The 26593-nt window shown below is 70.8% G+C and carries 20 protein-coding genes and 1 pseudogene; 15 read left to right on the top strand and 6 right to left on the bottom strand.

Annotation, left to right across the window (positions count from 1 at the left end; all coding sequences use genetic code 11):
• On the top strand, nt 1-1875 hold a 1875-nt coding region (locus ACFWI9_RS16370; RefSeq protein ID WP_387162454.1), incomplete at its 5' end, for a condensation domain-containing protein.
• A complete protein-coding gene (locus tag ACFWI9_RS16365) occupies nt 1872-3092 on the top strand; it encodes a cytochrome P450 (protein WP_387162453.1) in 1221 nt (406 codons plus the stop codon). The genes ACFWI9_RS16370 and ACFWI9_RS16365, both read left to right, overlap by 4 nt.
• Before the next feature lie 175 nt (nt 3093-3267).
• On the opposite strand, the gene ACFWI9_RS16360 is transcribed toward ACFWI9_RS16365, so the two are convergent.
• The 3 genes from ACFWI9_RS16360 to ACFWI9_RS16350 form a co-directional block, all read right to left on the bottom strand.
• On the bottom strand, nt 3268-5235 hold the full coding sequence (locus ACFWI9_RS16360; RefSeq protein ID WP_387162452.1) for an ABC transporter permease: 1968 nt from the start codon (nt 5233-5235) through the stop codon (nt 3268-3270).
• Nucleotides 5236-5328: 93 nt separating this feature from the next.
• Nucleotides 5329-6162, bottom strand: coding sequence for a molybdate ABC transporter substrate-binding protein (gene modA / locus ACFWI9_RS16355; RefSeq protein ID WP_387162450.1), 834 nt, complete (start codon nt 6160-6162; stop codon nt 5329-5331).
• 29 nt (nt 6163-6191) lie between these two features.
• The gene (locus ACFWI9_RS16350; protein ID WP_387162449.1) at nt 6192-6590 is read right to left on the bottom strand and encodes a molybdopterin-binding protein; all 399 of its coding nucleotides are present in this window, start codon (nt 6588-6590) and stop codon (nt 6192-6194) included.
• Nucleotides 6591-6794: 204 nt separating this feature from the next.
• Between ACFWI9_RS16350 and ACFWI9_RS16345 the strand changes: the two genes are divergently transcribed.
• Nucleotides 6795-7214 (top strand): molybdopterin-binding protein, encoded by a 420-nt coding sequence (locus ACFWI9_RS16345; RefSeq protein WP_387162448.1) that lies wholly within the window; start codon nt 6795-6797, stop codon nt 7212-7214.
• A gap of 161 nt (nt 7215-7375) precedes the next feature.
• On the opposite strand, the gene pabB is transcribed toward ACFWI9_RS16345, so the two are convergent.
• The gene (pabB, locus tag ACFWI9_RS16340) at nt 7376-9583 is read right to left on the bottom strand and encodes an aminodeoxychorismate synthase component I (RefSeq protein ID WP_387162446.1); all 2208 of its coding nucleotides are present in this window, start codon (nt 9581-9583) and stop codon (nt 7376-7378) included.
• A gap of 2 nt (nt 9584-9585) precedes the next feature.
• Nucleotides 9586-10299, bottom strand: a complete 714-nt coding sequence (locus ACFWI9_RS16335) for a 50S ribosomal protein L11 methyltransferase (RefSeq protein ID WP_387162445.1) — start codon at nt 10297-10299, stop codon at nt 9586-9588.
• A gap of 226 nt (nt 10300-10525) precedes the next feature.
• On the opposite strand from ACFWI9_RS16335, the gene ACFWI9_RS16330 reads away from it, so the two are divergent.
• Entirely contained in the window at nt 10526-12589 is a 2064-nt protein-coding gene (locus tag ACFWI9_RS16330) for a helix-turn-helix domain-containing protein (RefSeq protein ID WP_387162443.1), read from the top strand.
• Here the strand turns inward: ACFWI9_RS16330 and ACFWI9_RS16325 are convergent.
• Nucleotides 12568-13947, bottom strand: coding sequence for an IS701 family transposase (locus tag ACFWI9_RS16325; RefSeq protein ID WP_387162441.1), 1380 nt, complete (start codon nt 13945-13947; stop codon nt 12568-12570). The genes ACFWI9_RS16330 and ACFWI9_RS16325 overlap by 22 nt on opposite strands.
• A 452-nt stretch (nt 13948-14399) precedes the next feature.
• Between ACFWI9_RS16325 and ACFWI9_RS16320 the strand changes: the two genes are divergently transcribed.
• From ACFWI9_RS16320 to ACFWI9_RS16270, 11 genes and pseudogenes are all read left to right on the top strand, one after another.
• Nucleotides 14400-15983 (top strand): alpha/beta hydrolase, encoded by a 1584-nt coding sequence (locus ACFWI9_RS16320; protein ID WP_387162440.1) that lies wholly within the window; start codon nt 14400-14402, stop codon nt 15981-15983.
• Nucleotides 15984-16127: 144 nt separating this feature from the next.
• Nucleotides 16128-17222, top strand: coding sequence for an XdhC family protein (locus tag ACFWI9_RS16315; RefSeq protein ID WP_387162438.1), 1095 nt, complete (start codon nt 16128-16130; stop codon nt 17220-17222).
• A gap of 182 nt (nt 17223-17404) precedes the next feature.
• Nucleotides 17405-17485: pseudogene (locus tag ACFWI9_RS16310) on the top strand (potassium-transporting ATPase subunit C); the annotation flags it as partial.
• A gap of 100 nt (nt 17486-17585) precedes the next feature.
• Complete coding sequence (locus tag ACFWI9_RS16305) at nt 17586-17999, top strand: cell division protein SepF (protein ID WP_387162437.1); 414 nt, start codon at nt 17586-17588, stop codon at nt 17997-17999.
• Nucleotides 18000-18106: 107 nt separating this feature from the next.
• Nucleotides 18107-19315 (top strand): ATP-binding protein, encoded by a 1209-nt coding sequence (locus ACFWI9_RS16300; RefSeq protein ID WP_387162435.1) that lies wholly within the window; start codon nt 18107-18109, stop codon nt 19313-19315.
• A complete protein-coding gene (locus ACFWI9_RS16295) occupies nt 19254-19655 on the top strand; it encodes a nucleotide pyrophosphohydrolase (RefSeq protein WP_387162433.1) in 402 nt (133 codons plus the stop codon). Before ACFWI9_RS16300 ends, ACFWI9_RS16295 begins: the two co-directional genes overlap by 62 nt.
• A 125-nt stretch (nt 19656-19780) precedes the next feature.
• Nucleotides 19781-20263: a DUF6099 family protein gene (locus tag ACFWI9_RS16290; protein WP_387162432.1), complete on the top strand. Its 483-nt coding sequence runs from the start codon at nt 19781-19783 to the stop codon at nt 20261-20263.
• An 84-nt stretch (nt 20264-20347) separates the two neighbouring features.
• Nucleotides 20348-21271, top strand: a complete 924-nt coding sequence (locus tag ACFWI9_RS16285) for an LLM class F420-dependent oxidoreductase (RefSeq protein ID WP_387162431.1) — start codon at nt 20348-20350, stop codon at nt 21269-21271.
• Nucleotides 21272-21276: 5 nt separating this feature from the next.
• On the top strand, nt 21277-22182 hold the full coding sequence (gene mmuM, locus ACFWI9_RS16280; protein ID WP_387162429.1) for a homocysteine S-methyltransferase: 906 nt from the start codon (nt 21277-21279) through the stop codon (nt 22180-22182).
• 210 nt (nt 22183-22392) lie between these two features.
• A complete protein-coding gene (locus tag ACFWI9_RS16275; protein WP_387162428.1) occupies nt 22393-23865 on the top strand; it encodes a 3' terminal RNA ribose 2'-O-methyltransferase Hen1 in 1473 nt (490 codons plus the stop codon).
• Nucleotides 23862-26516: a polynucleotide kinase-phosphatase gene (locus ACFWI9_RS16270; RefSeq protein WP_387162426.1), complete on the top strand. Its 2655-nt coding sequence runs from the start codon at nt 23862-23864 to the stop codon at nt 26514-26516. Before ACFWI9_RS16275 ends, ACFWI9_RS16270 begins: the two co-directional genes overlap by 4 nt.
• The last annotated feature ends 77 nt before the right edge of the window (nt 26517-26593 follow it).

The raw sequence follows: 26593 nt of genomic DNA, 5'->3' as shown, positions 1-26593 counted from the left end.
GCGGCGCTTCCGGTGCCGGGTGTGGATGGTTGTGACGGGGTGGGGGAGGAGGGTGGGTCGCGGGGGCCGGGTAATGCGGTGGAGGAGTTGTTGTGCGGTCTGTTCGCCGAGTTGCTGGGGCGCGAACGGGTCGGTGTCGATGCCGACTTCTTCGAACTCGGCGGCGACAGCATCGGCTCGATCCGCCTGGTGTCCAGGGCCCGTGCCAAGGGTGTGGTGATCACCGCCCGTGAGGTGTTCCGGCACAAGACCGTCGCGGCACTGGCCGCACACGCACGCCTGCGCCCACCCAAGGCGAAGCCCGGCGTCGAGGCCGGTATACCGGGGGAGGGTTCGGCGGCGGCCGCCTCGGCCTCGCCGACGTCGGCGAATCACGCCGACGCGCTCTCGAACCCCGAGCCGGCCGGCCCCGTACCGCTCACTCCGATCCTCCGGTGGCAGCGAGACCGAGGCGGCCCGGTCGGCGGCTTCCACCAGTACGTACTCGTCCGTACCCCCGCCGACCTGGAGCTGCCGCGACTGCGGGCGATCCTCCAGTCGCTGCTCGACCGGCATGACACCCTGCGGATGCGCCTGCGCCGCACCCCGGAATGGCGGCTCGACATCCTGCCGCCCGGCACTGTCACGGCGGACGGGAGCGTCCTCCGTGTACCGGTCGACGGCATCAGCGCCGGCACCGGTATCCGTGACGGCGGAGGAGAGGCGGAGTGGGAGCGTACGCTGCGCGTCCAGGCCGACCTGGCGCGGCGGCGGCTCGCACCGGACACCGGCAACATGCTCCAGGCCGTGTGGTTCGACGCGGGACCCGGGAACCCCGGACGCTTGCTGCTCCTGGTCAACCACCTGTCCGTGGACGGTGTCTCCTGGCGGATCCTGATCCAGGACCTGCGCAACGCCTGGACCCAGCCGGCGGTCGAGCCGCTGAGGCCCGCGGTCTCGTTCATGGAGTGGGGCGGCCGACTGGAGAAGAACGCACTCGACCGGTCCGGCGAACTCCCCTACTGGACCGGGGTGCTGGAGGGCACCGGCGAGCTGTTCGACGGTGCCGCACTCCTGCCCGGCCGCGATGTCCTGAGCACCCAGGAGACCGTCACCCGGGTGCTGTCCGCAGCCCGCACGGAAGCCCTGCTGACGCGGCTGCCCGCACGTCTCGGCACCGGGGTCAACGCGGTGCTGCTCGCGGCGCTGGGCCTCGCGGTACGGGGCTGGCGCGCAGCGTACTTCCCGGAGAGCACCGCGCCGTTCCTGGTGGATGTGGAGGGCCACGGCCGTGAGGAGATGGCGGACGACATCGCGGACGAGCTGGACATCTCCGCCACTGTCGGCTGGTTCACCAGCATGTTCCCCGTCCGCCTCGACACCCGGCGCCGCGACCCGGCCGATGCCCTGCACGCCGTACGGGACCAACTGGACGCCATGCCGGACAAGGGAATCGGCTACGGTCTGCTGCGCTATCTGAACCCGGACACCGCACCCGTGCTGGAGCGGCTGCCCCGGGGGCGGATCCTCTTCAACTACCTCGGCAGGTTCGCCCGTCCCGACGACACCGACTGGGCACTCGCGCCCGAAGCCGCGGCGGTAAGCAGCGGCGGCGACCCGGACATGCCGCTCACCCACCCCCTGGAGGTGTCCGCCGTCGCGCTTCAGCGGACGGGCGGCCCGGAGCTGCACATCACCTGGGCGTACGCGTCCGGTCTGCTGGAGCAGCACCTGGTCGACGATCTTGCCGACCGCTGGCTGGAGGCTCTCGACCACCTGGCCGACCACACCGCCGATGCAGCCGGATCCATCGATGCAGCCGAACCCATCGAACCCGTCGAACCCGTCGAACCCGTCGAAGCGATCGAAGTTGTCGAAGGGGATGCATCCGCATGATCGGGGAGCAGTACGAGGACGCCGACCCCTCGGAGATCGACCTCGCGGACCCCAGGCCGCACGCCGAGCGGGACCTCACCGCACTCTGGCGCCGTCTGCGTGAGAAGGAGCCACTGCACTGGCAGCCGCCCCGGGGCGCCCGCCCCGGCTTCTGGGTCCTGACGCGCTACCACGACGTGTCCGCGGCCTACCGGGACACCCAGCGGTTCCGCTCGGACCGGGGGAACGTGTTGGACACCCTCCTGAACGGCGGCGACTCCGCGGCGGGAATGATGCTGCCCCTCATGGACGGTCCCCACCACACCGCACTGCGCGGCACCCTGATGAAGGCGTTCTCCCCGCGTGCGCTGTCCGGGGTGGTCGACAGCATCCGCACCGCCTCACGCGAGCTGGTCACCGAGTTCCTGGAACGAGGACGGTGCGACTTCGCCTCGGACATCGCGGGACTGCTGCCGCTTCGGGCGATCTGCGACCTACTGGACGTACCGCCCCTCGACCGGCGGCGATTGCTCGACATGACCTCATCGGCCCTCGGCTCGCACAGCGATGACGCGCTGCGGCGGAACGCGTGGGTGTCCAGGGGCGAGATCCTGCTGTACTTCTCCGATCTCGCGGCGCGGCGGCGCGAGAGCCCCGGCGATGACATCGTCAGCCTCCTCACCCAGTGCACCGTCCACGGCAGGCGGTTGACGGACGAGGAAGTGATCTTCAACTGCTACAGCCTGATGCTCGGCGGCGACGAGACCACCCGCCTCGCACTCGTGGGAGGCGTGGCCGCGCTGCTGGACGCACCAGCCCAGTGGGACGCCTTCAGGTCCGGGCGGATCACCACGGAGACCGCCGTCGAGGAGGTGCTGCGCTGGACGACACCGACCTTGCACGCCGGGCGTACCGCTGGAGCGGACATCGCCCTGCACGGCCGGACCATCAAGAAGGGGGACATCGTCACTCTGTGGAACGCTTCCGCCAACCGGGACGGTGACGTCTTCACCGACCCGGACCGGCTCCTGCTGTCCCGGCAGCCGAACCGGCATCTGACGTTCGCCTACGGGACGCACTTCTGCCTCGGCGCCTTCCTCGCCCGCGCCGAGATCGGGGCCGTACTGGACGACCTGCGGCGGATGGTGGGCACCATGGAGGCGGCGGGACCGGCGCGGCGCGTGTACTCCAACTTCCTGGGGGGTCTTGTCTCCCTGCCGATCGCCTGGTCGGGGTGACGTTGACGGGGCTCGCCACCAGATTCTGATCATGACCGTGCGAACGCGGTACGGCAGTGCAGGAGACGTCGACGACGGCCGGGTGGGCGGGGGTTACGGCGTACCGCCGACGCGACGAGCGGATCGCCGTGCGACAGCCGGACCAGTGCAGCAGCCCGGCACCGCCGTCGAGACCTCACAGCGGTACGACCGTCACCTCGGTCGCCTTCACACTGGTCCAGACCCGCACCCCGTCGGCGATGGACAGCTCGGCCGCTGCCGCCGGGGTGATCTCGGCGACGACATCCGGCGCCTGTCCCTGCCCGGACGTGATCAGTACGCGCAACCGGCTGCCGCTGGCGGTGATCTCGCGGACCGTACCCGGCCAGACATTGCGCGGGCTGCCGGTCGGCCGCTCGCGGTGGACCGACACCGCTTCGGGGGCGATCACGGCGAGGCACTCGGACCCCTCGGGCAGCGGTTCGGCGACGACGAGCGTCCCGCCGTCCGAGAGGCGCAGCCCGTGGGCGGTCGCGATGCCCGGCCAGGCGTTGCGTCCGAGCATCCGGGCGACCCAGGGGGAGCGCGGATGCCGGGTGACCTCGCTGGGCGGGGCGTCCTGGAGGGCACGGCCACCGTCCAGGACGAGCACCCGGTCGGCGAGTGAGACGGCTTCCACGGGATCGTGGGTGACGATCAGGCAGACCCCGCCGAACCCCTCCAGATGGCTGCGCAGGGTGTGGCGCACATGCGCGCGGGTGGTCTGGTCGAGCGCGGCGAGCGGTTCATCCAGGAGCAGCAGCCGGGGGCGGGCGGCCAGGGCGCGGGCCAGGGCTACCCGGCCGGCCTGTCCACCGGAGAGCTGCGCCGGTTTGCGGTGCGCGAGATGGCCCACCTGGAGGCGGTCGAGCCAGTGCTGTGCGATTCGGCGGGCCCCGGTACGCGAGGTGCCCCGGGCCCTGAGCCCGTACGCGGTGTTGGCGAGTGCGGTCATGTGCGGGAAGAGCGCGCCATCCTGCGGCACCCAGGCCACCGTCCTACGGTGCGGGGGGAGCCCGGTGACATCCGTACCGCCCAGGGTGAGCTGTGCGTGGGCGCGGGGCGTGAACCCGAGCAGGGCACGTAGCAGCGTGGTCTTCCCAGCTCCGTTGGGGCCGACGACGGCGATGGTGGTGCCCGGCTCGGCATCGAGGGTGAGGCGGGTGAACCCGCTGAACTCGGCGTGCAGCGCCCACTGTCCGCCGCTGTCCGGTGCTGGTGTGGGTTCCGCGGCCGGGCCCGGCCCGGCCGTGGGAAGGGGCGGCTGCTCCGTGGCACCGTCCGTCGCCGTGGGCCCGGGCACCGGCGTCCCGCCCACCGGTGTGCTGCTCCAGCGGCCGCGCAGAGCGATCAGCACCACCATCGCGATGGCGAGCAGCAGGAGGGAGACCGAGGTCGCCGCCTCCGGCTCGTCCTGCAGCAGCAGGAAGACCTCCAGCGGCAGCGTCTGGGTGACACCGGGCAGATTGCCCGCGAAAGTGATCGTGGCACCGAACTCACCCAGCGCACGAGCCCAGGTGAGGGCCGCACCGGCGACCAGCCCGGGGGCCACCATCGGCAGGGTGACGCTGAAGAACACCCGCACCGGAGAGGCGCCGAGCGAGGCGGCGGTCTCCTCGTAGCGCGGTCGCAACCCGCCCAGCGCTCCCTCCAGGCTGATCACCAGGAAGGGCATGGCCACGAAGGTCGCGGCGAGCACGGCGCCCGAGGTGTGAAACGGCAGTGTGATACCGAAAGTCTCCTCCAGCCAGGACCCGATGAGCCCACGACGGCCGAACGCGAGCAGCAGCGCGACACCGCCGACGGTGGGCGGCAGCACCATCGGCAGCAGGACGAGCGAGCGTACGAACGCCTTGCCGGGGAACGGCACCCGGGCCAGTACCCACGCCAGGGGCACCCCCAGCACCAGGGAGATGCCGAGCGCCCAGAACGACACGATCAGTGAGAGCGTCAGTGCCTCGGTGGTCCCGGGGCTGGTGAGATGGTCCGTCAGCTCGCTCCACGGGGTGCGTACCAGGATCGCGACCAGTGGCAGCAGCAGAAACGCGACGGCGGCCAGCGCGGGCACCGCCAGGGCGAGGGGCGCCGGGGGCCGCCCGGACGCGCGTCCGCGGATCCGTTTCATCGCCGGTACCCCATGGTTGACCCCTCGCCTGCCGGCACGCGCCGCGTGCTCCGTCGCATGTGCCGTCGTGCCGTGTAGGTGGTGCCGCTCCTGCTACGGCTGCTGGAAGCCCGCCTCCTGGAGGATCTTCCGGGCCTCGGGCGTGGACAGCCAGGCGACGAACGCCGCAGCCGCCTCGGCGTGCTTCGACTCCTTCAGGGTCGCCGCCGGATACTGGGCGATGGCGTTCTGGGCGTCGGGGATGGCCACAGCGTCGACCTTGTCCGATGCGCTTTCGGCATCGGTCTTGTAGACCAGGCCCGCGTCGGCCTCGCCCAGTTCGACCTTGCTCAGCACCGCGCGGACGTTGGGCTCCAGGGAGACCGGCTTCACCGTGATCTTCTGGGCGTCGAGGATCCGGTCGCTGTACTTGCCCGCGGGGACCTCGGGAGCGGCCAGCACCACCTTGAGGTCGCTGCCGGCCAGGTCCCTCAGGCCGCCGATCTTCTTCGGGTTGCCCTCGGCGGTGGCGATCACCAGGCGGTTCTTGGCGATGATCGCCGGAGTGCCGGTGTCCGCCTTCACCTTGTCCATGCTCTTGGTGTCGGCGGTGACCAGTACGTCCGCGGGCGCGCCCTGCCGCACCTGGGCCACCAGTTCCTGGGAGCCGGCGAACGAGAAGGTGAGCTTGGTGCCCGGGTGCTCCCTCTCGTACGCGGCGCCGGCCTTCTTGAAGACGTCGGTCAGCGAGGAAGCGGCCAGCACCGTCAGATCCCCCTTGGGGGCGGTGGAGGTGGACGCGGTACCCGGGGCACCCGCGCTCTCCTTGTCCGTGTCGCCGGCGCAGGCGGTGAGTGACATGAGCAGGGCGGCGGCCGTGACGGCGGCAGCCGTCGCGTTGCGGCCGCCGGCGGCGACGGTAGAGGAGAAACGGGAGAGCGGGGACATCAGTAGGGAGCTCCCTTGACTGTGCGAGGTCAGATGCGATCGATGTGCACGTTGGTCGACTTCACGCGGGCGGTGGCCTGCATGCCGACCTCCAGGCCCAGTTCCTCCACGGCCTCCCGGGTCAGGAGTGAGACAAGACGGTGCGGGCCGGCCTGGATCTCCACCTGCGCCGCGACATCGCCGAGCTTGACGGCGGTGACGATGCCGGGGAACGCGTTGCGCGCCGAGGTGTAGGCGACGTCGTCGTCCCCGCTGCCGCCACCCTGGCCGATCTCGATGGAGAACGCGGCCAGATCACGCCCGTCGATCAGGCGGCGCCCGCTGTCGTCGCGATGGGTGGCGACCCGGCCGGCGTCAGCCCAGCGGCGCGCGGTGTCGGGACTGACACCGAGCAGGCGGGCCGCTTGCCCGATGGTGTAGGACTGCATATGCCACACCGTAGAGCGATTCTCCTGGCATCTGCAAGTGATCACAGGAATATCCGGCGCAGATGCCAAACGGTTCAGTGGAGGCTTGGAGGATGTGCCAAGCGACGGGGTTGTGCGCTGCTCTTGGTGTGCCTGACCGCCGCCCGGCCGGTGCCCCTGGTTACATCCGGAGACACGAGTTTCCGCAACCGAAGGCGCGCCCCCATGAGCCTGAGCATCCGCAATCAGATCCCCGGCACCATCACCGGCATCGCCTCCGGCGAGGTCATGGCGGCGGTCAAGGTCCGCCTCTCCGGCGGTCAGGACATCACCGCCGCGATCACCGCGGACGCGATGCGGGACCTCGGACTCACCGAAGGTTCCACCGTGCGTGTGCTGGTGAAGTCCACCGAGGTGGCGCTGGCCACCGCACCCGTCGAAGGCATCAGCATCCGCAACCAGCTACCCGGGTTCATCACGGACATCGTCACCGGTGGTGCCATGGCCGGGGTCAGACTGCGTGTGGACGGAGGCGAACTGACGAGCGCCGTCACCAAGGAGGCCGTCGCCGACCTGGGGCTCACGGTCGGGTCGCCCGTGGTGGCCCTGATCAAGGCCACCGAGGTCTCCCTCGCCGGGGACTGAACGGAATCCGGCGGGTCTGAGCAGGGCCGAACCGGGTGGACGGGGTGAGCGAGGACGACAGGGGAGGAGCGAGTGCCGTCTGGGAAAGCGTGGTGGCCGGCCCGGACGGCCACCTCAGTGCCGCGCGGCGTTCGCCGCGGACGTGCCTTCCCAGGATCGTCTCATCGCACGCTCGCGGGGAATCCCCGGCTCGTCAGCGCCAGCAACGGCCCCGCCTTCACCGCCGTCTCCTCGTACTCGGCCTCGGGGTCGGACAGGGCGATCACCGCTCCGCCGACTCCGTAGCGCACCCGGTCGGGTGTGACCAGGGCGGTCCTGATCACCACGCTCAGATCGGCGGCACCCGTCAGCGAGAAGTAGCCGATGGCCCCGGAATACACCCCGCGCGGCCCCGCTTCCAAGCTGTCGATGATCCGCATCGTCCGGACCTTCGGCGCCCCGGTCATGGAGCCTGCCGGGAAGCAGGAGCGCACCACGTCCACGGCGGTCCGGTCGGCGCGCAGTCGCGCGCGAACCGGGCTGACCAGCTGATGGACGGTCGCGTACGTCTCGACCCGGAAGATGTCACCGGCTTCGACCGATCCGCTCTCGGCGCACCGCCCGAGGTCGTTGCGCACCAGGTCGACGATCATCAGGTTCTCCGCACGGTCCTTCTCGTCCGTCCGGAGCTCCGCCACGAGCGCGGCGTCCTCGGCGGCCGTCGCCCCGCGCGGTCGGGTGCCCTTGATGGGGCGGGACTCGGCGGTGCCGTCGGCGCCGACCCGCAGAAAGCGCTCGGGGGAGGTGCTCAGCACCGCCAGCGCGCCGAAGCCCAGCAGCGCCCCGTACGGCGCCGGGCTGTGGCGGCGCAGCAGCCGGTAGCCCTCCCAGGGGTCGAGCGTGCCCCGTACCTCAGCCATGTTGGTGAGACACACCTCGTATGTCTCACCCGCCGCGATCTGCTCCTGGGCGTGGGCGATCAGTCCGAGGTACGCGTCGTGTTCGTGACGCAACCGGATCTCGGAGAGTGCCGGGCTCCCGTGGTCGACGGCTTCGGGGGCCGCGGGTGCCGAGGGGACGCCCGCCGCCGACTCCAGGGCTTCCGCCGTGGTGCGCAGCCAAGCGCGGGCGGCGCTCTCGTCGCCGCCCTCGGCCAGGGCGAGGAGGTAGGTGGTCCGGGTGATGTGGTCGAAGACCACCGCGCGGTCGGCGAACACCATGACTGCGTCGGCGTCATCGGACCGGTGTGTGACTTCGCCGCCACACTCGGCCTTGAGCTCGTAGCCGAGATAGCCGACCCAGCCCAGTGCGAAGTCGCAGGGTAGCGAGGGGACTTCGGTGCGGATGGACCGCAGGTCCGCGTCCAGCCAGTCGAGGAAGGCGCCCCAGACGACCTGGGTGTCGTCTGCGGAGCGGACGGTGACCGTGCGGCTGGGGACATCGGCTTTCGCCACTCGGGCCAGCGGCCCGGAGGCGTCCCCCATGACCGAGAAGCGGCCGACGTCGGCATCGGCGGGGTGGTCCGGTTCCGAGGTGTCGCCGGATGTGCCGCTGTCGAGCCAGAAGGCGTACGGTCCCGAGCGGAAGAGGCGGTCGAAGGCCACCTCGTCGTCCCAGCGGGTCGGGAGTGCCTCGGCCAGGACGCGCAAGTGGCGTGTGGGAGCCGCCCGTTGTGGAACCGCCTGCACCGCTCGGACGTTCATCGCCTGCTGGTCCTGCTGGTCCTGCTGGTCCTGCTGGTCCTGCTGGTCCTGCTGGACGCGTTGAGCGGGCTGAGGCCGGATCCCCCGTGACGCCGGTGCGCCGCCACTCCATGCCCGCGTCAGCCGCATGAAGTTGCCCATCAGCTCATGTCCGTGACTGGTCAGGATCGACTCGGGGTGGAACTGAAGCCCCCACATCGGACGCTCCCGGTGCTCCACCGCCATGACGACCCCGTCCTCCGGGGCCCAGGCGACGGCCTCCAGCTCGTCGGGCAGGTCCGACACCGCCAGCGAGTGGTACCGCACCACATCGAACGGCGACGGCAGCCCGGCGAACAAGCCCAGACCCCGGTGCGTCACCGCCGAGAGTCGCCCATGGCGCGGCTCCGGCGCACGCGTCACCTTGGCTCCGTGCGCCAGGGCGAGCCCCTGGTGCCCGAGGCACACCCCCAGCAGCGGTATCGGCGTGTGCTCGATGACCTCCCGGCAGATCCCGAAGTCCGCCACCACCGCCGGGTTTCCGGGACCGGGCGAGATGACGACGTTGTCGAACGAGTCCAGCAGCCCCGGGTGCCATTCGGGGTCGTCATTGCGCAGAACGACCGGCCAGGTCCCGCTCACCTCGGCGATCTGGTGGCAGAGGTTGTAGGTGAAGGAGTCGTAGTTGTCGATCAGCAGGGTGCGCACGGTCAGCCCCGGATCTCGAACAGGATGTGCTCCAGCTCCTCGCCGCTGCCTTCGAGGAAGCGGCGCCGGTCCCGGACCACGAGCTTGTGTCCGCAGGCGTCGGCCATGTCGTGCAGCAGACCCAGGTCGCCGCGGTCGCTGAACTGCAGCAGCGCCGAACCGCCCTCGGTCAGCAGCCCCGGTGCCTCGGCCAGATAGCGCCGGTGCGCCTGGTAGCCCGGATCGATGTAGGCGGCCTCGTGCTCCGTTTCGTAGCGGTAGTCCGGTGGTGCCAGTACGAAGTTGGAGTGCCAGTACACGGTGTCGAAGCGCTCGTCCGGGTCGAGTCCCGCGAACAGATCGCTGTGAGCGGCCCGCAACCGGGCGCTGACACCGTGCCGTTGTGCGTTCAGTCGCGTGTTCCGTACCGCCGCCGTGCTGATGTCCGCGGCGACCACGCGCGTGCAGCCGGCCAGTGCCGCCGACACCGCGATGATTCCGGTGCCCGCCCCGATCTCCAGGAACGAGCCCCCTGAGCGGTAGCGGGGCTCGTCGTCCCCGGTCAGGCCCAGGACGTCCAGGGCGACCCCGGTCGTGGCCGAGAAGGGCGGAGCGAACACGCCGTCCAGCAGGTCCCAGTCCCGCCCCGCCATGGTGAAGACATCCGGCCTGTCCTCACGGGTGAGGGACCGTCTGCTTCGCTCCAGCGACCTGAGGTAGCTCCCGTGTTCTGTCATTCCCACCCCTTGCATAACGGTGGGGTGCCGCGTATGCCGACACCCCGATCAATGGTTTCCCAGCCGGGTAACCCTCGGAAGGTGCTCTGAGCACCACAGAATCCCGGTGAGAAGGTGCTCGCGGCACACCTTCCGGACCCTGGACTGGGAAACCTCGCTTGACCATCGCAAACACGGAACTTAGGCTCCAAGTGAATGATCTTGACTCTTGTTTGGGGGACACCAGATGAGCACGGTGAACCCGGACGACGGGTCCCCGGACGCCGACGCGCTGGCCGTCCTCGAACTCCTCGCCCGCGAGGCGCCGTCCAGTCGCTTCGACGAACTCCTTCGAACGGCACGTCAGCATCCGCTGCCCCAGGAACGGCTGCGACGGTTGGAGCGTGCGGTGCGGCTCGCCCTCGATGTGCGCGCCACCGCCGAGCAGCGGCGCAGACGCGAGGCGGGACTCGCCGCTCTCGTCGACACCACACAGGAACTGGCGTCGTGCACGGATGACCTGGACGGGCTGTTCCATGTGATCACCAGCCACGCCAGGCGGTTGCTGAACTTCGATATGGCCTATGTCAGCCTGCGCCTTCCGAGTGGTGGCTCGTACGTGCACAAGTCGGACGGCGAGACGAACGCGCTGAGTGTCGGGCTCGAACTGGGCCGGGGCTTCGGCCTCGGTGAGTACGCCCAGAGCAAGCAGGCACCCTTCTGGACCGCCGACTACCTCGCCGACGGCCGTTTCCCCCACTCCCCGGACATCGACGAGGTCGTGATCTCCGAAGGGTTGCACGCGGTGCTCGTCGTGCCCTTGATCCACAGTGGCGCGGCCATCGGCGCGCTGTACGGGGCGTCCCGCGAGATCCGCCACTTCACCCCGGACGAGATCAGTCTGATGCGCTCGCTCGCCGTGCTGTCGTCATCCGCAATCGAGGCCACCAGGCGCAGGGCCCGGATCGAGACCGAACTCGCCGACGCGCAGTCGGAGAACGTGCGCCTCACCTCGGCACTGGCCCGCACGGACCGCCTGACCGCCACCCAGAAACGGCTCATGGACCTGGTTCTGGAGGGCGGTGCACTGCACGACGTCACCAAGGCGGCGGCCGCAGCACTGGACGGCACCCTGGTGCTGCGGGACGCGGAAGGCAGGACACTGGCCGCCACTGGCGAACTCCCGCAACCTGACGCGGCATCGGTGGTCCGGGCGCTGGTCGACTCCCATGCCGCGGGGGCGCCCGTGACGGTGACCGGCGACGATGGCTCCGGGGTGTGGGCCACCCATGTCACCACCGGGGTCGAGGCTCCCGGCGCCCTGCTGTTCCGACGGCCGGTGACGTCGGGCGCGCACACGGGCCGCGTGGAACCAGCCGCGGACCCCGCGCAGGCCCCCGCACCGCACCCCGCACCGCACCCCGCACCGGACTCCCTCACGGAAGAGGACAAAGGGCTGCTGTACGCCACGGCTCAGACGCTCGCACTCGTCCTGCTACTCGGGCACAGCGCCGGGGCCGCGGCAGGTCCCGCACGTGACGAATGCCTGGAAGAACTGCTCGCCGGCACCCCGGAGTCACCCCGCCGTCTCGCGGAGCGGGTCCGCAGGCTGGGCATCGAACCCACCGGGCCGCACCTTGTGCTGATCGTCCGACCCGAGGGCGGTAAACAGGGCGAGTCAGCCGTGTGGGCCTCCTCGTACGCCTACCGGCACGGCGGGCTCAAGACCGTGCGGGGTGACTGCCTGGTGCTGCTCATCCCCGGTACGGACGCGTCGGCGGCGGCCCGTGCGGCGGCAGGGGAACTGTCACCGCTGCTAGGGCATCCCGTCTCGGTGGGGGCGGCGGGTCCGACCGCAGAGCTGTCGTCGGTCGGCAAGGTGTACCAGGAGGCACGCCGATGCCTCGACACGCTTGTCGCACTCGGTCGCACCGGTGGCACGGCATCACCCGGCGACCTCGGCTTCCTCGGACTGCTGCTCTCCGACGAGCATGACGCCGACGCCTTCGTCGCCAACGCCCTGGGCGCCGTGCTCGACTACGACAGCGGACGTTCCACGGAGCTCGTCCGCACCCTGGAGGCGTACTTCACGGCGGGCGGCAGCCCGACCCGCGCGGCGCAGCAACTGCATGTGCACACCAACACCGTCGCGCGCCGGTTGGACCGCATCACCGAACTCCTCGGCCCCCAGTGGCAGGAGCCCGCCCAGGCTCTGGAGATTCAGCTGGCGCTGCGCCTACGGCGGGCCCAGCAGGCGGTGTACCGACGGCCGGGGGAGGCGCAGCGCGCTCAAGCCGACCGCGAGGCATAGCCCGTCGCACGGTGATCGCGCCGCCCAGCGAGCGCGGCGACGGCGTGCGCCGTGGAGGCGAGGGTGAGGTGCCGGTGCCAGCCCCGGAAGGACCGCCCTTCGAAGTCCTTCAACCCCACGCGTTCCCCCACGTCCGCCAGATCCCTGCTCGTGCGGTCGGCCAGCTTGGTCAAACGCAGCAGGGCGCTGGCCGGTACGGACGTCATGTTGGTGGCCCAGACCGACACCGGCGCCTGCCGCGGATCGGCCCACTCCCCGAGCAGTACCAGCTCATCGCCGCCTCGTACGGCGTTCGCGGCGTGACGCGGACCGGGCAGCACGGGCCGGACGGGATACGAACCGGCCCGCGCGGTCCCGACGGGATACGAACCGTGCACGGGACCCACGGGGACGGCCACGGCCAGCGAGGTGCGGCGGTCGAACGACGGCGCCGCCAGGTCGGTCCACTCGACCGGACCGCGCAGGCCCCTGACCGAGTCCAGGATGGCCCGTGCGCTCCGCGGGCCGCCGCCGTATCCGGGCAGCGCGGGTGCGCGCACCGTGAGCGGGGACGCGGCTGCAGCGTCCGCGACCTGTGCGATGACCGGAATCCCGGCGCGGGTGAACCGGCCGATGATGGCCGGTAGATCGCTGATGTGCGGATGGAGCACCACCGGCCGCACCGGCATCCGCCAAGCGCTCAGCGATTCCAGCAGCGCCGCCGCCGCGCACTCCTCGCCGGACTGCGCGCCGATGCCGTCCGGGATCTCCGCACGCCGTCGCCTCCCCGCGTCCCGTACCCATACGTCCGGCAGCCGCAGCCGCCAGTGCACCGGCGTGCTGAACGCCTCCGACGCCTGCCACACCCCGAACGCCTGCTGCCCGTTGAAGGCCTGCCCCAGGCACGGATCGAACATCCGGTCAACCCCCACCGACTGCTTGCCCGCCTTGGGGATCGGCATGGACCGCACCACCCACGCTCGGGACGGCCGGACATCCTCCAGATAGGCGGCCAGAGCCTCGCGTACCGGCATCCACTCCCAGGTGGAGCTGCAGATGAAGTGGTGCAGACTCTGTTCCGCGGCCGGTCCTCCGACCGCGGCGGCGATACGGCGGATGGACTTCCGGCCGTGCGTCCTCAGCAGTCCGTTCAGGTACTGCTCGCCCTTCTCCCGCTGGTCCTTCCTCGTGAATGAGGCGAACAGCACGGCAGCGAGCTCCTTCACCAGAGCCGCCTCGGCTGCCTCCGTGTCCGTGTCCCGTGCGGGTCGAGCGTCGCCGGTATCCCGTGCCTCACCGCGCTGGTCGGCCAGCAGCCGCAGCCGGGCACGAGCCGCCGGCCCCCGCTTGGATCTCTCCTCGGCACATGGCGCGATCACAGTGCTCCCTCCCGTACCACGCTTTCCACGGCGGCACCTCATCCGCCCTGATCCAGCCTGGCCACCGGAAGCCGCCGTGACGAGGTGCGCCGACCCCCTGGCTCGCCTTCCGCACGGTCGTCCCGCCACCACCCGGCCAAAGAACACCCGGCCCGGACACCTTGCTTGAGCACTCCGTGCAGCGTTACTCACCGTAGGGCACGTGAAGTCGACTACGACACAGCCGGGGCCCGCCCGCGACCTGGCCTCCGGCCCTGCCGTTCCCGTCCGTGCCCTCGACGAGGCCCTCCTCGGCCGCGTACACAACCTGCCCGCGGGTTGTGCACCGCTGAGCGGTACTTTCCGCACCGGTTATGGGTTCGGTAAAGAACACAAGTCCGACCTGTTCCGAGCCGCACCTGGCGCGAAAGGATCACCCAGTACAACTCCACACCACCAGGGGAGGGTTCAAGGTGAGACGCACTGCAGTGCTCGGTTCGGCCGGCACGCTGGTCGCGGGCAGCCTCATAGCGGGCGCCATCATGGCACCGGCGGCCACCGCCGAAAGCCGCGGCCACGGAATACCCGAGGCGTACGGCGTCCGGATCGCGGCGGAGCGGGCGGCCGCCAAGGGCATCGGCTGGGCCGACTGCCCGGAGGACTGGGGCTTCGCCAAGCCCATCCAGTGCGGCTATGTGAGCGTTCCGCTCGACTACGCACGCCCGACCGGCAAGCAGATCAGGATCGCTGTGAACCGGATCGGCAACACGGGCACCAAGGAGGAGCGCCAGGGCGCGCTGCTCTACAACCCGGGTGGCCCCGGGGGCTCCGGGATGCGCTTCCCGACCAGGGTCACCAACAAGAACCCGCTGTGGGCCAAGGCCTCCAAGGCGTATGACTTCGTGGGCTTCGACCCGCGCGGCGTCGGCCACTCCACGCCCATCTCCTGTGTCGATCCCCAGGAGTTCGTCAAGGCCCCGAAGCTCGACCCGGTGCCTGACAGCGAGGCTGACAAGCGCGCACAGCGCAAGCTCGCCGCCGAGTACGCGGACGGCTGCGCCGAGCGCAGCGGCTGGATGCTGCCGCACATGACGACGCCCAACACCGCGCGCGACCTGGATGTCATCCGGGCCGCCCTGCACGAGAAGAAGCTCAACTTCCTGGGCGTCTCCTACGGCACGTACCTCGGCGCGGTCTACGCCACGCTCTTCCCGGACCACGTAAGGCGTATGATCGTCGACAGCGTGGTCAACCCATCCCGCAAGAAGGTCTGGTACCAGGCGAACCTCGACCAGGACGTCGCGTTCCAGACCCGCTGGGACGACTGGAAGGCGTGGGTCGCCAAGAACGACTCCGTCTTCCACATCGGGGACACCCCGGAGAAGGTCGAGCAGCAGTGGCTCACGCTGCGGGCAACCGCCAAGAAGAGCCCGCTCGGTGGGGTCGTGGGCCCGGCCGAGCTCATCGGGTTCTTCCAGAGCGCCCCGTACTACGACTCCGCCTGGGTGCCCGTCGCCCAGACCTGGAGCAAGTACCTCGCGGGTGACCAGCAGGCGCTGATCGACGCCGCCGCCCCGGATATGTCGGACACCGCGGGCAACATCTCGGCGGAGAACGGCAACGCCGTCTACACCGCCGTCGAGTGCGCCGACGCCAAGTGGCCCACCAGTTGGAAGCGGTGGGACCGCGACAACACCCGGCTGCACAAGGACAACCCGTTCATGACCTGGTCCAACGCCTGGATGAACCTGCCCTGTGCCACCTGGTCGGCGAAGCAGCACACCCCGTTGCAGGTGCGCACCGGCAAGGGGCTGCCGCCGGTGCTCATCGTGCAGTCGGAGCGCGACGCCGCCACCCCCTACGAAGGCGCCGTCGAGCTGCACAAGCGCCTCAAGGGCTCCCGTCTGATCACCGAGAAGGACGCCGGCTCGCACGGTGTGACCGGCCTGGTCAACCCGTGCGTCAACGATCGCGTGGACACCTACCTGCTCAGCGGGACGGTGGACAGCGCCGATGTGACATGCGCACCGCACGCCACGCCCAAGGCGACGATGTGACAGCCTGAGGGTGGAGGAGGGGCGGGTCCTTTGGCCCGCCCCTCTTTCGCGTTTTCCGCCGCCCGGCCGCGTCGCGGCGGGAGCCGCGTCAGCGGACCATGGACCATGGACCCGATGCCGGGGACCCCGTGGGAGGAGCGGAGGATGCGCGAGATTCTGCCGGCGCTGGCCCGGTGGTACGCGACGGGCCGGCCCTTCGGCCTGGCCACCGTCGTCGCCGTGAACCGCAGCGCGCCCCGTGGACCCGGTGCGGCGATGGCGGTGGGCCCTGACGACGAGGTCGTGGGCAGTGTGTCCGGGGGATGCGTGGAGGGGGCGGTCTTCGAGCTCGCCCAGGAAGTCGTCGCCGACGGTGAGGCACGGCTGCGGACCTTCGGCTACAGCGACGACGACGCGTTCGCCGTCGGACTGACCTGCGGCGGCGAGATCACCGTACTGGTGCGCCGGGTGTCCCCTGAAGCCGAACCGGCTTTCGGCGCCGTGGCCGAATCGGTCGTATCCCACCGGCCCGTGACGGTGGCGGTGGTGACGGACGGCCCGGCGCAGCGCGGCGCCTCGCTCGCCGTCTGGCCCGATGAGGCAGCGGGCACGCTCGGTACGCCCGGTCTCGACGCCGCCGTCACCGCGGACGCCCGCGGAGAGCTCGCCCAGGGCGCCACCGTCACGCGGCACTACGGGCCCCAGGGGCAGCGCCGCGAGGACGGTGTCGCCGTGTTCATGGAGTCGTTCGCCCCGCCGCCGCGAATGCTCGTGTTCGGCGCCATCGACTACGCCGCCGCCGTCGCCCGTATCGGCGGCTTCCTCGGGTACCGGGTGACGGTGTGCGACGCGCGACCCGTCTTCGCCACGCCCAGGCGCTTCCCCGAGGGCGTGGAGGTCGTGGTGGAGTGGCCGCACCGCTATCTGGGCGCCACCGAGACCGATTCCCGCACCGTCATCTGCGTACTGACACACGATCCGAAGTTCGATGTACCGCTGCTGGAGGAGGCCCTGCGCCGCCCGGCCGCGTACATCGGCGCGATGGGCAGCCGCCGCACCCACGACGACCGTATGGAACGCCTGCGGGCAACCGGTGTCGGCGAGGAGGCACTGGCCCGGCTGCGCTCACCCGTCGGGCTGGATCTGGGAGCCCGTACACCGGAGGAGGTGGCGGTTTCCGTCGCCGCGGAGATCATCGCCTTGCGCTGGGGCGGTAGCGGTGCGCCCTTGACGGCGACATCGGGTGCGATCCACTCCTGACCGACCGATCACGGGGGTCCCGGCCCCCGGCCGGCCTGCGCTCTCCGCTTCCGGGCGGCCACCCGGCGACACCGTGAGCATGGACCTCGTCAGGGACCCGCCAGTGGCCGTATGAGCACCGTCAACGGACCGCTCGACGGCCGGCTCGCGAGGTGCCTTGTCGTGGCCGCCGCGCTCTGGCGCGCGCCCTCGGCTTCATCGGGGAGCCCCGCGTCAACGTGCTGGAGCTGAACATCGCGCTGAAGCAACTCATGGCGAAGTGACGAACCGACGAACCGGTGAATAGACGAATAGACGAAGTGGTGTAGCGACAACCCGTGTCGGAGTTGGGCCGAACGGGTGAGGGGCGTCAGGATGGTCCCCATGAGCAGGTACGAGAGGTACGACGTGACCGACGAGCAGTGGGAGGGCCTGGCTCAGGTCGTCCCACTGCGCGGTCGCAACGAGTGGCCGTCGCGAGTGGACCACCGCACGATTCCGCAGGGTTACGAGGAAGCCTACGTGGCGGAGGCCGAGCAACGCCGCATGGTGGTGCTCAGGGTGCAGGTGTTCGCCGACGCGCGGGAGGTCGCCGAACACCTCATCGCACAGATCCCGGTGCTGCTGGACCTCACGAGTGCCGACCCCGACGTGGCCAAGCGCATCCTGGACTTCAGCAGCGGTGTGGTCTTCGGGCTCGGTAGTGGAATGCACCGGGTCGACCGCAACGTCTTCCTGCTCGCCCCGGTCGGCACGGAGGTCGACGGGGTGGCGGCCGCGGCCGTACCGCACGGATAGGCGGTCCCCGCCGCGTCGTGGACGTCGAGCGGCACGCTCCCTCGTTCGTGGGAACCCCCGCCCGGCGGAACGGTTTTGCGTCCGGGATGGTGCGTAGCGTCCCCCGCATGGACTCGCTCAGCATCCGTCCGGTGGTCACCGAGTTGAGGCTCTCCGCGTTCGCCGCGCACCGTGGTGGCACCTTCCCGCTCGGGCCCGTGACGCTGTTCGCGGGGCCGAGCGGGAGCGGTAAGTCGAGTGTGCTGCGGGCCTACGAGGCGCTGGCCGCGCTCGCCGCGGGCGCGGAGCTCGCCCAGGTCTTCCCCGATCCGGCGGGCTGCGTTCCAGAGAGTATCCGCGAAGACACCCAGGGGCGCCGGGGGTTCCGGATCGGCTGCACCGTTTCGGGCGCGGCGGGCCCCGTCCGGCTTGACCTCGCCGTGCAGGCAGAACCCGAACCACGCATCGTGGGCGAGCGATTGGTTTGCGGCGACCGTGTGCTGCTGAACACGGCATTGCGCGATCCCGGACACGGCCGGGTCCAGGCCGCCTGGCATACCGGGGGCGCCGTGGGGGTCACCCGGGCGCCGTTCCCCGACGATCTGCTCGGCACGGCACTCCTGCCGTTGCGTGTGGCGGGCCGCACGGACGGGCAGCGGCAGGTGCTGGCGGCTGCCGAGCAGGTGGTGGTGGCGCTGCGGGCGGTGTTCCCCTGCGACCCCCAGCCCCTGCGGATGAGGGCACCCGCGCGGCCGGGCGACGGGCGGCTGCTCCCGGGCTGCGACAATCTCGCCGCCGTACTGCACCGCACCCGTCATGAGTGCGCCCGCAGGCATACGCGGCTGACCTCGATGGCCGGTGGCGGCTGTGCGGGCGTCGTCAGCGGCCTGGGTACGGAGGAGCTCCCGGACGGCTCGGTGCGCGCGTTCCTCTGCCGGGCGGAGGATGGTCCCGGACGCGCGGAGGCCGGCTCCGGCACACCGCTCCAACGGCTCGGAGACGGCGAACTGCGCTATCTGGCCCTGGCCTTGGTCCTGCTCACCGGCCCGGGCGTGTTGTCGGTCGACCAGGCGGCCGAGGTCCCGGGGGCTCTGCAGTCTCTCACCGTCATCGCCGACGGCTTCGACCGCTGCCTCGATCCGAACCAGGCAGCCCGGCTCGCTTCGCTCGCCGCGTCGGTCTGCGCCGACGGGCATCTGCGTCTCGTGGGCGCGGTGAACGGGGACGGGGCTTTCGCACGGGAGCTGGAAGGGGTGACGATGGTAGACCTGTGTCGTGACGGAACTGGACGTGGATACACTGCGACGCCGACTGGTGGAGTTCGCTGCGGCTCGTGACTGGGGGCCGTACCACACCCCCAAGAACCTGGCGGTCGCACTTACGGTCGAGGCGGCCGAACTCGTTGAGATTTTCCAGTGGTTGACACCAGAGGAGTCCGCACGGGTCATGGAGGACCCCGGGAAGGCGCACCGGGTGGCCGACGAGGTCGCGGATGTCCTCGCCTATCTGCTCCAGTTCTGCGAGGTGCTCGGGATCGACCCGCTGACCGCGCTCGCCGCGAAGATCGACCGGAACGAGTTGCGTTTTCCCGCTGCCGAACGGTCCGGTGCCGAGAGCTCCGGCGGCGAGCGAGTCGACCGCGGTTCCGCGGAGCATGATCGTCACTCTACGGAGTGAACGATCTTTCCACAAGCGGCCTACTGTCCACAGATTTCCGAATTCCTCTGGCGTCTCCTTTGGAGTGCCTTCACTCTGGGTAGTGACTCAGTCAAGGAAAGTCAGTACGAACGGGGGCGGCGTACATGGAAGCGGAGCGACTCATCGCGGCGGGCCGACTCGCACTCGCCCAGTGCGAGGACGCGGCGGAGGTGGTGGCGGAGGCCTGGCAGGCAGAGGCCCTCGCACAGGCGATCGGCGGTCAACTGTCCGTGTGCGGCCCCAAGGAGCTGAGAGGGGAGGCGCGGGCACTCGGCGAGGGCGGCGGACGCGCCGGCAGTGCGCCCGACGTGCCGCTGTCGCGCACCGCCATTCCCCGCGCGGCGCAGCTCACCGGTGTCTCCGATCCGCCGCGTGTGCTGATGCTGCTGAGCGACCTGCTCGGGGAGGTCGGCATAGCGCTGGTCGGGGTCGCCTGCGCGACGGATGAGGAGGGGCTGTACTGGCAGTGCATCGAAGCCATCGACGCCACGGACGAGTCGGGCGACCGGGTCCGGGCGATGCTCCGAAGACTCTCCACACGCGAGCGCGGCCGGGTCGGTCCCGACGCGGCCACCAGCCCACCGTGACGGCGCGCCGCCGCGCGGACTCGACCTGAGGGCGGCGCCGGCCGTCAGAAGGTTGAAGCGCGGACGAAGGTGCAGGATGGAGGCATGGATCTGCGCATCTTCACCGAGCCCCAGCAAGGGGCTTCCTATGACACCCTGCTGACGGTTGCCAAGGCCACCGAGGACCTCGGCTTCGACGCCTTCTTCCGGTCCGACCACTACCTGAGCATGGGCTCGGCCGATGGCCTGCCCGGGCCCACCGATGCCTGGATCACCCTCGCGGGACTCGCCCGTGAGACCAAGCGGATCAGGCTCGGCACCCTGATGACGGCAGGCACTTTCCGGTTGCCCGGGGTTCTCGCCATCCAGGTGGCCCAGGTGGACCAGATGTCGGGTGGACGGGTCGAGCTGGGACTGGGGGCGGGCTGGTTCGAGGAGGAGCACAAGGCATACGGCATCCCTTTCCCCAAGGAGAAATTCGCCCGGCTCGAAGAGCAACTGGCCATCGTGACCGGCCTGTGGGCCACGGAAGCCGGCAAGACGTTCACCCACCGAGGCACCCACTACCAGTTGGAGAACTCGCCCGCGCTGCCCAAGCCCGCCCAGGACATGGTCCCCGTGCTCATCGGCGGCCACGGCGCGACCCGCACTCCGCGGCTGGCCGCGCGCTACGCCGACGAGTTCAACATCCCGTTCGCTTCGATCGAGGACAGCGAGCGCCAGTTCGGCCGTGTGCGGGCAGCGGCCGTGGAGGCCGGCCGTGAGCCGGACGAGCTGCGCTACTCCAACGCCCTTGTCGTCTGCGTGGGCAGGGACGAAGCGGAGGTCGCCCGCCGCGCCGCCGCCATCGGACGCGAGGCCGACGAGCTCAAGGCCAACGGGCTCGCCGGATCGCCCGCCGAGGTCGTGGACAAGCTCGGCCGGTACGCGGAGATCGGTTCCTCCCGGGTCTATCTCCAGATCCTGGACCTCCGTGATCTCGACCACCTGGAACTGATCGCCGCCCAGGTCCAGACCCAGCTGAGCTGAGCCCCATGAAGCCCGTCCGCGCTCTCGCCGCAGCCCTCGCCGAAGGACCGCTCGTGCTCGACGGGGGCCTGTCCAACCAGTTGGAGGCACAGGGCTGCGACCTGTCCGACGATCTCTGGTCGGCGCGGCTGCTCGCCGACGGCCCCGAGCAGATCGAGGCCGCACACGCGGCCTATGTGCGGGCGGGCGCGGACGTGCTCATCACCTCCAGCTACCAGGCGACCTTCGAGGGCTTCGCCCGCCGCGGCGTGAGCCGCTCCCAGGCCGCCGCGCTGCCGGCCCGCAGCGTGGAACTGGCTCGGGTTGCGGCGGACGGTGTGCCTCGGGAGGTGTGGGTGGCGGCATCGCTGGGCCCGTACGGCGCCGTGCTCGCGGACGGGAGCGAATACCGGGGCCGCTACGGACTCACGGTGCGGGAGCTGGCGGACTTCCACCGCCCCCGCATCAAGGCTCTCGCCGCCGCCCGGCCCGACGCGCTCGCGCTGGAAACCGTGCCCGACACGGACGAGGCCGAGGCCCTGCTCGCCGCCGCCGGGGACACGGAACTGCCCGTGTGGCTCTCGTACACCGTTGCGGGCGAGCACACCCGGGCCGGGCAGGACCTCGTCAGGGCGTTCGCCCTGGCCGCTGGAAACGATCAGGTGATCGCCGTCGGTGTCAACTGCTGCGATCCCGCCGACGCGGACCGCGCCGTCGAGCTGGCGGTCCGCGAGACGGGAAAACCGGTCGTCGTCTACCCAAACAGCGGCGAGCAATGGAACGCCGCGGCAGGCCACTGGTACGGCGGTGCCACCTTCGACCCGGCACGGGCCCGCGCCTGGCAGTCGGCCGGTGCCCGGCTGATCGGCGGCTGCTGCCGCGTGGGCCCGGACCGTATCGCGGAGCTGGCCGTTGCCATCGGCGGCCGGTAGGCCAGGGAACCGGCAGGCGGCACCCAGCGGCAGGCTACGGCTTGTCCACGTCAGACGGTGGATACGGGAGCGAAGACCGCTCCTTCACCGACTCCGTCTCTCGGACGGCTGCCCGCTGCGGGCCAGCCTTGACCATACGATCATTCCATCGGGCCGTTGCTGTGGAAAACACCTGGTCAGGCAGAGGCCGCACCGGCAATACTCGGACGTGTGTTCCTGACGATCTCCACCACCGGCACCCCGGAGCGTCCTGCCACCGACCTGGGCTTCCTGCTGCACAAGCACCCGGACAAGGCGCAGACGTTCTCCACCTCCCACGGCACCGCGCATGTCCTCTACCCCGAGGCCTCCGCAGAGCGATGCACGGCGGCGCTGCTGCTGGAGGTCGATCCCGTGGCGCTGGTACGGCGCGGCAAGGGAAAGGGGCGCGGCGGCGCGCCCGACTCCGCGCTGGCGCAGTACGTCAACGATCGGCCGTACGCGGCGTCCTCGCTGCTGTCCGTCGCCATGAGCACCGTCTTCAAGAGCGCCCTGCGCGGGGTGTGCCAGGCGATGCCGGATCGGGCCGCGACCCCGCTGCCGCTCCGTGTCGAGGTGCCCGCGCTGCCGGCGCGCGGTGGGGCCGAACTGGTGCGCAAGCTGTTCGGGCCGCTCGGCTGGAGCACGGTCGACGCCGACCCCGTGCCGCTGGACGAGAGCTTCCCCGAGTGGGGCGAGTCGCGTTACGTACGCCTGGTACTGGAAGGTGAGTTGCGGCTCGCCGACGCGTTGCGGCAGCTCTATGTGCTGCTCCCGGTCCTCGATGACGCCAAGCACTACTGGGTCGCACCCGACGAGGTCGACAAGCTGCTGCGGGCCGGAGACGGCTGGCTCGCCGAACACCCCGAGCAGAAGCTGATCACCAGCCGCTACCTTTCGCGGCGCTGGGGGCTGACCCGGCAGGCCATGGAGCGCCTCGAACTGGTGCGGCTGGCCGAGAGCGACGACCTTGAGGTGGAGGACGTCGACAACGCCGTGGACGAGACCACCGACACCGATGAGCGCCCCGTCCCGCTGGCCGCACAGCGGCGTACGGCGATCCTGGAGGCGCTGCGCGAGACGGGTGCCTCCACCGTGCTCGACCTGGGCTGCGGACAGGGCCAGTTGGCGCAGGCGCTGCTGAAGGACACGAGGTTCACCCGGATCGTGGGGGTGGACGTGTCCGTACGAGCCCTCACCATCGCCGCGCGCAGGCTCAGGCTGGACCGGATGGGAGAGCGCCAGTCGGACCGGATCAGCCTGATCCAGGGCTCCCTCACGTACACGGACAAGCGGCTCAAGGGCCACGACGCCGCCGTGCTCAGCGAGGTCATCGAGCACCTGGACCTGCCTCGGCTGCCCGCCCTCGAGTACGCGGTCTTCGGCTCCGCCCGCCCCCGTACGGTGATCGTGACGACGCCGAACGTCGAGTACAACGTGCGCTGGGAGAGCCTGCCCGCGGGGCATGTCCGGCACAGCGACCACCGCTTCGAGTGGACTCGTGAGGAGTTCCGGCAGTGGGCCGCCCAGGTCGCCGACCGGCATGGCTACGAGGTGGGCCACACCGGCGTCGGCGACGACGACCCCGAGGTCGGAGCACCGACCCAGATGGCGGTGTTCACCCTGACCACGCAGACGGAGAAGAAGAAGGAGGTGGCGGCATGACCACCGGTGACACCGAAAGCACCAACGCGGAGACCAGCACCACCAGCGCGGACGACAGCACCAGCACCAGCGCGGAGACCGGCTCCGGCGGGGACGCGACCCCACGAGTCCTGCCCGTCCCCGATCTCTCCCTCGTGGTCCTCGTCGGCGCCACCGGCTCCGGCAAGTCCACCTTCGCCCGCAAACACTTCAAGCCCACCGAGGTCATCTCGTCGGACTTCTGCCGGGGCCTCGTCGCAGACGACGAGAACGACCAGAGTGCCAGCCGCGACGCCTTCGACGTACTGCACTACATCGCGGGCAAGCGCCTCGCCGCCGGCCGGCTCACCGTCGTGGACGCCACCAGCGTCCAGCAGGAGAGCCGCCGCCAGCTCATCGCGCTGGCCCGGGAGCACGACGTGCTGCCCGTGGCCATCGTGCTGGACCTCCCGGAGGACGTGTGCGCCGAGCGCAACGCGGCACGCCCCGACCGGGCCGGCATGCCGCGCCATGTCATCGCACGCCACCGTCGCGAGCTGCGTCGCTCCCTGCGCGGTCTGGAGCGCGAGGGCTTCCGCAAGGTGCACATCCTGCGCAGCGTGGCGGAGGTCGAAGCGGCGCGGATCGTGCCGGAGAAGCGCTACAACGACCTGCGGCACCTGACCGGACCGTTCGACATCATCGGCGACATCCACGGCTGCCGCTCCGAGCTGGACACCCTGCTCGCCAAGCTCGGCTACCGGGACGGAGCACACCCCGACGGCCGCACCGCCGTGTTCGTCGGCGACCTCGTGGACCGGGGCCCCGACAGCCCCGGAGTGCTGCGCCGGGTGATGGGCATGGTGGCATCCGGCAACGCCCTGTGTGTGCCAGGCAACCACGAGAACAAGCTGGGCCGCTGGCTGAAGGGCCGCCAGGTCCAGCACACCCATGGCCTCGCCGAGACCATCGAGCAGTTCGAGCGCGAGGACGCGGCGGACCCGCGGTTCCGCGAGCAGGCCCGCGAGTTCATCGAGGGCCTCGTCAGCCACTACGTCCTGGACGAGGGCAGGCTCGTGGTCTGCCACGCCGGTCTGCCCGAGAAGTACCACGGCCGTACCTCCGGCCGGGTGCGCTCGCACGCGCTCTACGGTGACACCACCGGTGAGACCGACGAGTTCGGCCTGCCCGTGCGCTATCCCTGGGCCGAGGACTACCGGGGCAGGGCGGCCGTGGTCTACGGCCACACCCCCGTGCCCACCGCGTCCTGGCTCAACAACACCATCTGCCTGGACACCGGCGCCGTCTTCGGCGGCAAGCTGACCGCGCTGCGCTGGCCGGAGCGCGAACTCGTGGACGTACCCGCCGAGCAGGTGTGGTACGAGCCGACCAGGCCGCTCGCCACCGAGGCACCCGGCGGACACCAGGGCCGCCCGCTGGACCTGGCGGATGTCCACGGCCGCCGTGTCGTGGAGACCCGCCAGATGGGCCGGGTCGCCGTGCGCGAGGAGAACGCCGCGGCGGCGCTGGAGGTGATGAGCCGGTTCGCGGTCGACCCGCGGCTGCTCGCCTATCTGCCGCCGACCATGGCGCCGACCGCCACGTCCCAGGAGGCGGGCTATCTGGAGTACCCGGCGGAAGCCTTCGCCCAGTACCGGGCCGACGGCGTCGGGCGGGTGGTGTGCGAGGAGAAGCACATGGGCTCCCGCGCGGTCGCGCTGGTCTGCCGCGACGCGGACGCGGCCCGTACCCGCTTCGGTGTGGAAGGCGCGACCGGCGCGACCGGCGCACTGCACACCCGCACCGGCCGCCCCTTCTTCGACGACCCCCGGGTCACCGAGGAGGTGCTCGAACGGCTGCGCACGGCGATCAGCGGAGCCGGGCTGTGGGAGGAGCTGGAGACCGACTGGCTGCTGCTGGACGGCGAGCTGATGCCCTGGTCCCTCAAGGCGTCCGGCCTGCTGCGCAAGCAGTACGCGGCTGTCGGCGCCGCCTCCGGTGCGGTGTTCCCCGGGGCCACGGCAGCTCTGGAGGCAGCCACGGCACGCGGAGTGGACCTCGGCGGGCTCCTGGAGCGGCAGCGCGAACGGGCCGAGGCGGCGACCGCGTTCACGGATGCCTACCGCCGCTACTGCTGGACCACGGACGGTCTGGAGGGCGTGCGATTCGCCCCGTTCCAGATCCTCGCGGGCCAGGGCCGCTCATTGGCGGCGGTGCCGCACGACGCACAACTGGCCTGGCTGGACCGGCTGGTGGCGGCCGACACCGCCACCGGCTCCGGGCTGCTCCAGACCACCCGCCGTATCGTCGTGGACACCGCCGACGAGCAGTCCGTACGCGTCGGTACCGACTGGTGGCTGGAGCTGACCGCGGCGGGCGGCGAGGGCATGGTCGTCAAGCCGCTCGACGCGCTGGTACGCGACGGCAAGGGGCGACTTGTCCAGCCCGGGATCAAGGTCCGAGGCCGGGAGTATCTGCGGATCATCTACGGCCCCGAGTACACGCGCGAGGACCAGCTGACCCGGCTGCGCGGCCGGACACTGGGCCACAAGCGGTCGCTGGCGCTGCGCGAGTACGCACTGGGCCTTGAGGCACTGGACCGGCTGGCCGAGGGGGAGCCGCTGTGGCGGGTCCACGAGGCCGTGTTCGCGGTGCTTGCGCTGGAGTCGGAGCCGGTCGACCCGCGGCTGTGAGCTGCGCCCGGGTTCCGGGGCGGGGGCGGACCCCCCCCCCCGAAACCGCCGGTTTGGACAGATAGACAAAAAAACCC

The organism is Streptomyces sp. NPDC127084 (genome assembly GCF_042724175.1).
In the GTDB taxonomy this organism is placed as follows: domain Bacteria; phylum Actinomycetota; class Actinomycetes; order Streptomycetales; family Streptomycetaceae; genus Streptomyces.
The sequence above is the reverse complement of the archived record's forward strand: the minus strand, read 5'-3'. Positions and strand labels throughout refer to the sequence as shown.

Bases quoted from the DNA above. Each gene is read 5' to 3' on its own strand.
- ACFWI9_RS16290 (WP_387162432.1), top strand. From the start codon at position 19,781: ATGGAAGCGGAGCGACTCATCGCGGCGGGCCGACTCGCACTCGCCCAG.
- ACFWI9_RS16330 (WP_387162443.1), top strand. From the start codon at position 10,526: ATGAGCACGGTGAACCCGGACGACGGGTCCCCGGACGCCGACGCGCTG.
- ACFWI9_RS16300 (WP_387162435.1), top strand. From the start codon at position 18,107: ATGGACTCGCTCAGCATCCGTCCGGTGGTCACCGAGTTGAGGCTCTCC.
- ACFWI9_RS16315 (WP_387162438.1), top strand. From the start codon at position 16,128: ATGCGCGAGATTCTGCCGGCGCTGGCCCGGTGGTACGCGACGGGCCGG.
- ACFWI9_RS16365 (WP_387162453.1), top strand. From the start codon at position 1,872: ATGATCGGGGAGCAGTACGAGGACGCCGACCCCTCGGAGATCGACCTC.
- mmuM (WP_387162429.1), top strand. From the start codon at position 21,277: ATGAAGCCCGTCCGCGCTCTCGCCGCAGCCCTCGCCGAAGGACCGCTC.
- ACFWI9_RS16360 (WP_387162452.1), bottom strand. From the start codon at position 5,235: ATGAAACGGATCCGCGGACGCGCGTCCGGGCGGCCCCCGGCGCCCCTC.
- ACFWI9_RS16285 (WP_387162431.1), top strand. From the start codon at position 20,348: ATGGATCTGCGCATCTTCACCGAGCCCCAGCAAGGGGCTTCCTATGAC.
- ACFWI9_RS16345 (WP_387162448.1), top strand. From the start codon at position 6,795: ATGAGCCTGAGCATCCGCAATCAGATCCCCGGCACCATCACCGGCATC.
- ACFWI9_RS16270 (WP_387162426.1), top strand. From the start codon at position 23,862: ATGACCACCGGTGACACCGAAAGCACCAACGCGGAGACCAGCACCACC.
- modA (WP_387162450.1), bottom strand. From the start codon at position 6,162: ATGTCCCCGCTCTCCCGTTTCTCCTCTACCGTCGCCGCCGGCGGCCGC.
- ACFWI9_RS16335 (WP_387162445.1), bottom strand. From the start codon at position 10,299: ATGACAGAACACGGGAGCTACCTCAGGTCGCTGGAGCGAAGCAGACGG.
- ACFWI9_RS16305 (WP_387162437.1), top strand. From the start codon at position 17,586: ATGAGCAGGTACGAGAGGTACGACGTGACCGACGAGCAGTGGGAGGGC.
- ACFWI9_RS16350 (WP_387162449.1), bottom strand. From the start codon at position 6,590: ATGCAGTCCTACACCATCGGGCAAGCGGCCCGCCTGCTCGGTGTCAGT.